Consider the following 6,715-nt stretch of genomic DNA (forward strand, 5'->3'; position numbering starts at 1 on the left):
AGGGCGCTATATGCGAGACGCGGCGGCGGGGGAGCTGTAACCGGCATGTGACCCGGGATCGGGCACCCTGATCACCATGATCAGTCCCTATCCCCTCAGTCCCCGGTCGTGACACGCCTCGCTGGGGGTGGGCGATGAGAGTACTGGTAGCGGAGGACCACGCCGAGCTCGCGAATTCGGTGACCAGGGTGCTGCGCCGCGAAGGGATGGCGGTTGACGTCGTCTACGACGGCATGGCCGCGCTCGAGTGCACGGAGGTGGTCGATTACGACGTCATCGTGCTCGACCGGGATCTGCCCGAGGTGCACGGCGACGACGTCTGCCGCGAGCTGGCCGCGAAGTCGGTGCGGGCCAGGGTTCTGATGCTGACCGCGTCCAGCACGATCGCCGACCGCGTGGACGGTCTCAGCCTCGGCGCGGACGACTATCTTCCCAAGCCCTTCGCGTATGCCGAGCTGGTGGCTCGCATCCGCGCGGTCGCCCGGCGCTCGCAGCCGCCCCCGCCGCCGGTACTCGTCCACGGCGATCTGCGGCTCGACCCCGCACAGCGCATCGTGACGCGCGCGGGCTCACGACTGGCCCTCACGTCCAAGGAGTTCGCGGTACTGGAGTACTTGCTCGCAGTCCAGGGCCGCGCGGTGTCGGCCGAGGAACTGCTGGAGCGGGTGTGGGACGAGGCAGCCGATCCGTTCACCACCACGGTCAAGGCGACGATCAATCGCCTGCGGTCCAAGCTCGGTGACCCGCCCGTGCTGGAGACCGTCCCCAGGAGCGGCTACCGGATTTGAGATGCCGATGCGTCTGTTCAACCCGTCCAACCCGTCCAACCCCTTCCGCGCCGGAATCAAGCCCCGCTTGATTCCCCGGCGCGTACGCGCACGCCTCACCCTGCTGTACGGAGTGCTGTTCATCGCCTCGGGCGCGGTCCTGCTCGTGATCACCTATCTGCTCGTCACCAGCTCCACGAGCAACTTCGTTTCCATCCAGACGACCAGTACCAACCCGCAGCCGACGGGCGAGATCCGCCCCGACCGGTTCTCTCGACTCCCGCGCCGGCTCGACGACAGGGCCCGGGAGCTTCGCGACCAGGCGGTCCGTCAGCACGAGGCCCAGATGCACGATCAACTGGTCCAGTCCGGGATCGCGTTGGCGATCATGGCGGTGATCTCGATCGTCCTCGGCTGGGTGGTGGCCGGGCGGGTCCTGCGGCCACTGCGCACGATGACCTCCAGCATCCGCCAGATCTCGGCGCACAACGTGCACGAACGGCTGGCCGTCGGCGGCCCGCCCGATGAGCTGAAGGATCTCGCCGAAAGTGTCGACGGACTGCTCGGCCGGCTGGAGACGGCGCTCGATTCCCACAAACGCTTTGTCAGCAACGCCGCACACGAGTTGCGCACACCGCTCACCCTGGAGCACGCGCTGCTCGAAGAGTCGCTCATCGACCGCCACGCGACCTTGGAGTCGTTCCGGTCGAATTTCGAGCGCTTGCTGGCTATCAGCAAGCAGCAGGGCTGCCTGCTGGAGTCGCTGCTCACCTTGTCCAGCAGCGAACGCGGGGTGGAACGCTCAGAGCCGCTGAATCTGTCCGAGATCACCGACCGGGTGCTGCTCACCTTCCGCCCGGAGATCGACCGGCGGGGACTGGGGGTCGAGGCCACGATCGAGCCCGCACCCATCGCGGGCGACTCCGCCCTCGTCGAACGCCTGGTGGCCAACCTCCTCGACAACGCCACGAACTACAACGTCCCGGGCGGGCGCGTGGAAATCCTGACCGGCATCACAGCCGGGCGCGCCGTGGTCGCCGTCGCCAATACCGGGCCGGATATCCCGCCCGAGCAGGTCGACCGGCTTTTCGAGCCCTTCCAGCGCCTGCGCCGCACCGCCGGCGACGGTCATCACGGCCTCGGCCTGTCGATCGTGCGCGCCATCGCCAATGCCCACGGCGCCACCCTCACCGCACATACCCGCCCGGACGGCGGCCTCCTCGTGGAAGCGGCCTTTCCGCTACGGGCGCACCGGCCCGGCAGGCACGGCAGCCGGAATCCGGTCAGGGCGACGGCTGCACGCGAGGACGGGTCGTTCCTCGTCCGCTTCCCCGAAGAGCATGAAGCCGGTGCGAGGACATCTCGTTGACCGGTGCGAGACCGTCTCGTTGACGGTGCCGGCGGATGCGGGCCGGGATGTGCAAGCCGCGGTGCGGCGGGTGGTGCGGTGGGTGTCGATGACGGTTCCCGCTGAGTGGAGGGCCGGGATGTCGCGGGCGGCGCTTCCACGCGCCCACCCGTCATCGGCCGCACCGGTCATCGTCAACCGATCATCGCCATCCGTCCAAGTGTGGAAAACGCCCGGTTGGACGGCACCACCACCAAGGCCCCCTGCGGTGGCTCCAGGACGGGCAGCCTGAGGCCGGGGGAAACCGCACAGTGGGCGCGGATCCGAATGGGGCGTCCAACCATTGCGCATTGCGCCGACATCATCGTTGACATTCCCGCGGAGAGAGTGTCCACCCCCGCGAAGTCCGATGATGGACACTGAGGCACCGCTTTGGGAACGCTGTTGAGAACCCGGTGAAGGCAACGAGTCCGTCAGCGAACCCAGTCGGTGGGATTCGGGGCATCCGATGGGTATCGTTCTGAGCGAGCAGAACCATGCTCACAAACGTCATCCGCTGCTCCCGTGGAAAGTCAGCCGAGTCCGATGGGGAGCAGAGGTCGATTCGGGGGTCCTCCAGTAGACGTCAGGGGTGGCGTTGTAGAACTGGATTCTTTGGTGCGTCCAACATCCTTATCCTGCCTGAGTCCGACTTCCTTTCATGGTGAAGTGCGGGCCGGCGACGGCTGATTACAGCTGGCAGGCGATCGGCGAGCAGCTTTTTGTGAGCGGCGGGTAACGGGTTGCCCTTGAGAGGGGAAAGATGAACGATCAGGCTGGTTACGCTCTGCCCCTGTCCGACAGTCAGGAGGGAATCTGGCTGGCGCAGCGTATGGAGGGGACGCGTGCGCTGTACAACGTCGGGCAGCACATTGACATACTCGGTTCTCTTGACACGGGCGCTTTTGAGGTTGCTCTGAGGCGGGTCGTTGCCGAGACGGAGATACTTGGTGTGCGTTTCGCGGAGGACGGCGGCGGAGTGTCGCAGTCTTTCGTCGGGGTGCCAGAGTGGGATCTGCCGTTGGTCGATGTCAGTGGTGAGAGCGATCCCTGGGATTCTGTCGAGTCGCGTATGCAGGCGGAATTGAGTCAGGTCAAGGATCCCACCGGTGACCAGCTTTTCTCCTTCGTTCTCTTCAGGGTCTCCAGCGATCGTTATGTGTGGTTCCAGTGCTACAACCATCTGCTGATGGATGGCTTTGCGTGTTCATTGCTGGGGCAGCGGGTTGCTGAGGTGTATTCGGCGCTTGTGCGCGGTGATTCCCATGCCGGGCCGGAATATGCGGCGTTGCGGTTGAATGAGCTGGTGGGGCAGGAGTCTGCTTACCGGGGCTCGGAGTGGTTCGAGCGTGACCGGCAGTACTGGTACGAACGTTTCGCGGACCGGCCCGATCTGGTGAGCATTCCCGGCTACCGCTCGGCGCCGTCGGGGGAAGGCACGGCCGCCGGCGGGGTTTTGCGGGAGGCGGGCGGGTTGTCGCCGTCTGCGGTGGAGGCGTTGCGCGCGGTGGCGGCCGGGGCGGGGGTGCGCTGGTCGAGGCTGGTCATCGCGGCGGTGGGGGCGTTCGTGGGCCGCATGGCGGGGGCACGCGAGGCGGTGTTGAGCCTGCCGGTGGCCGGCCGGGTGAGTGACGGGGAACGGCGGACCCCGTGCACGATGGCGAACATCCTGCCCTTGCGGCTGCCCGTCGATGCCGGTGCGAGCCTGCTGGACCTGGCACGGGAGGCGGAGCGCGAGGTCGGCGGGCTGCTGGCGCATCAGCGATTCCGGGGGGAGAGGCTGCGGCGGGAGTTGGGCTGGCCGGAGGGTGACCGTTGGCATTTCGGGCCGTATGTGAACATCGTGCCGTCTGGCGGGGATCTGCGGTTCGGGGTACATCGGGGCGTTGCTCGTGATGTGTCGAATCGGCGTGTCGAGGATTTCGGTGTGCTGGTGGACGGCTCGCCGGGCGACGAGGGTGTGCAGATTATTTTTGAGGCCAATTCCGCGTTGTACGACCGGACGTGGATTCGGGCTGCTCATCAGTCCTTTTTGAGTTTCCTGGAGCGGGTGGCAGCAGATCCGTCAGTGCCTGTGGGCCGGATCGGTGTGCTGGAGGCGGCTGAGCGTTCGCGGGTGGTCGAGCAGTGGAACGACACCACCCAGCCGGTGCCGGCGGGAACCGTTGTTGACCTCATTGCTGCGCGGGCTGAGGCAGCTCCGGGTGTGGCTGCGGTGCGGTGTGGCTCGGTGGTTGTGTCGTATGGGGAGTTGGAGGGGCGGGCGAATCGTCTGGCGCGGTATTTGACTGGTTTGGGTGTGGGTCGGGAGAGTCGGGTGGGTCTGTGTCTGCCGCGTGGGGTGGACATGGTTGTGGCGCTGTTGGCGGTGTGGAAGGCCGGTGGCGCGTATGTGCCGTTGGATCCGGAGTATCCGGTGGACCGGTTGGCGTTCATGGTTGCGGACAGTGGTGCGTCGGTGGTGTTGGGCACCGGCGGAGCACTGTCCGAGGTGCTGGTCGGGGCGGCGCGGGTGGTGCTGTTGGACGAGGCTGCGGAGAGCGTCGCGTCTGAGTCCGCCGAGCCGCTGGGCGTAGCGGTGGGTCCAGGCCAACTCGCGTACGTGATTTATACGTCGGGGTCGACGGGTCGGCCGAAGGGTGTGGCGGTCGCCCATGGTGGGGTGGCGAATCTGGCGGAGGCGATGCGGCCGGTTCTCGGCGTCACCGAGGGCACGGTGGCGTTGCAGTTCGCGTCGTTCAGCTTTGATGCCGCGGTCCTTGATGTTGCGGTGACGTTGGGCGCGGGCGGGACGCTGGCGATTGCTTCGAGTGAGGAGCGTAGTGAGCCGGGGGCGTTGGCGGAGATGATCCGCTTGGCGGGTGTGAGCGTGGCGAGTGTGGTGCCCTCGCTGCTGGGTGTGCTGGATCCGGTTTCTGTTCCCGGTGTGGAGAACTGGGTGTTGGGTGCGGAGCGTCTGAGTGCTGGTCTGGCTGCTCGGTGGAGGGCTGGGGCGCGGGTGTGGAACACCTATGGGCCCACCGAGGCCACGGTGATCGCCACAGCGACGCTGCTGGATGAGGGCATTACGTCGGGGGATGCGCTGCCGGCGATCGGCCGCCCGATCGGCAATGCCCAGGTGTTTGTCCTGGACGGTTTCCTGAAGCCGGTTCCGGTCGGGGCGGTCGGTGAGTTGTACGTGGCGGGTCCTGGTCTGGCCCGCGGCTACGTAGGGCGCGCGGATCTGACCGCCGAACGCTTCGTGGCCTGCCCGTTCGTACCCGGTGGGCGGATGTACCGCTCGGGTGACCTGGCTCGGTGGACGGCTGAGGGGCTGTTGGAGTTCGCGGGTCGTGCGGATGAGCAGGTGAAGATCCGCGGGTTCCGCGTCGAGCCCGGCGAGGTGGAGTCGGTCCTCGCTTCGCACCCGGACGTCGGCCAGGCCGCAGTCGTGGTCCGTGAGGACCGGCCCGGCGAGAAGCGCCTGATCGGCTACGTCGTACCTGGCGGGCAGGCGGTGGACCGGCAGCTGCTGCGTGAGTACGTGGCCGGGACGCTTCCGGAGTACATGGTTCCGTCGGTGGTCATGGTGCTGGATGCGCTGCCGCTCACGGTGAACGGCAAGCTCGACCGGAGCGCCTTGCCCGCCCCCGAGTTGGAGAAGCGTTCTGCGGGCCGTGCTCCTGAGACACCTGCCGAGGCCCTGCTGTGCGGGTTGTTCGGTGAGGTGTTGGGTCTGGAGTGGGTTGGTGCTGAGGCGTCGTTCTTCGAGCTGGGCGGCGACTCGATTCTTTCCATGCTGCTGGTGTCGAGCGCCCGCCGGGCAGGACTGGCGATCACTACGCGTGAGGTCTTCGAGCACCGGACACCGGCAGGCCTGGCTTCTGTAGCCGTCGCCCTCACGGAAGGTCTTCTCACCGAGGGGGCTGCTCTTGTCGAGGAAGTTGCTCCCACGGGTGAGGTGCTGCTGACCCCGGTGATGCATGAGCTAGTGGGGCGGGTTGCTCCGGAAGGCCTGTCCGAGGTGTTCCAGTCGGCGGTGGTGGTTGCTCCGGCTGGTATGGACTTGGCGATCTTGGTGGGTGCGGTGCAGGTGGTGGTGGATCAGCACGATGTGCTGCGGGCGCGGTTGGAGGGTGGTCTGGGGCCGCGGTTGGTGGTGCCCGAGGTGGGGTCGGTTTCCGTCGGGGCGTGGGTGCGTCGGGTGGATGCGGTCGGCAGGGATGTGCGGCTGCTGGTTGATGAGCAGGTGCGGTTGGCGGTGGGGAGGTTGGATCCGCGGGCCGGTGTAATGCTGCAAGTGGTGTGGATCGATGCGGGGCCGGGAGTTCCGGGGCGGCTGTTGACGGTAATCAGCCACCTGGTGGTGGACGGGGTCTCCTGGCGGGTGCTGCTGCCGGACTTGCAGGCCGCGTGTGAGGCGCTGGCCGCAGGGCGACAGCCCGTGCTCGACCTGGTTTCGACGTCGTTCCGGCATTGGGCGGGTGAGGTGTCGGTGCAGGCCGGCGGTGGGGAGCGGCTGGCGGAGCTGCCGCGGTGGGCTGCCGTGCTGCGGGGTTCTGATCCGTTGCTGACTACGTTG

3 protein-coding genes are annotated in these 6,715 nt (G+C 67.1%); all 3 read left to right on the forward strand.

Annotation, left to right across the window (positions count from 1 at the left end; genetic code table 11):
- Positions 1-134 precede the first annotated feature (134 nt).
- On the forward strand, positions 135-788 hold the full coding sequence (locus QMK28_RS26915; RefSeq protein ID WP_326442188.1) for a response regulator transcription factor: 654 nt from the start codon (positions 135-137) through the stop codon (positions 786-788).
- A gap of 112 nt (positions 789-900) precedes the next feature.
- Positions 901-2,136, forward strand: a complete 1,236-nt coding sequence (locus tag QMK28_RS26920) for a sensor histidine kinase (protein WP_326442189.1) — start codon at positions 901-903, stop codon at positions 2,134-2,136.
- A gap of 781 nt (positions 2,137-2,917) precedes the next feature.
- The coding region (locus tag QMK28_RS26925; RefSeq protein WP_326442190.1) for a non-ribosomal peptide synthetase at positions 2,918-6,715 on the forward strand (3,798 nt) is incomplete at its 3' end.

The sequence above is a fragment of the Streptomyces sp. H27-D2 genome (assembly GCF_035828615.1).
Classification (GTDB): Bacteria; Actinomycetota; Actinomycetes; order Streptomycetales; family Streptomycetaceae; genus Streptomyces.

What these genes read in the sequence shown, in the direction of transcription:
- QMK28_RS26915 (WP_326442188.1), top strand. Translation starts at nt 135, where the DNA reads ATGAGAGTACTGGTAGCGGAGGACCACGCCGAGCTCGCGAATTCGGTG.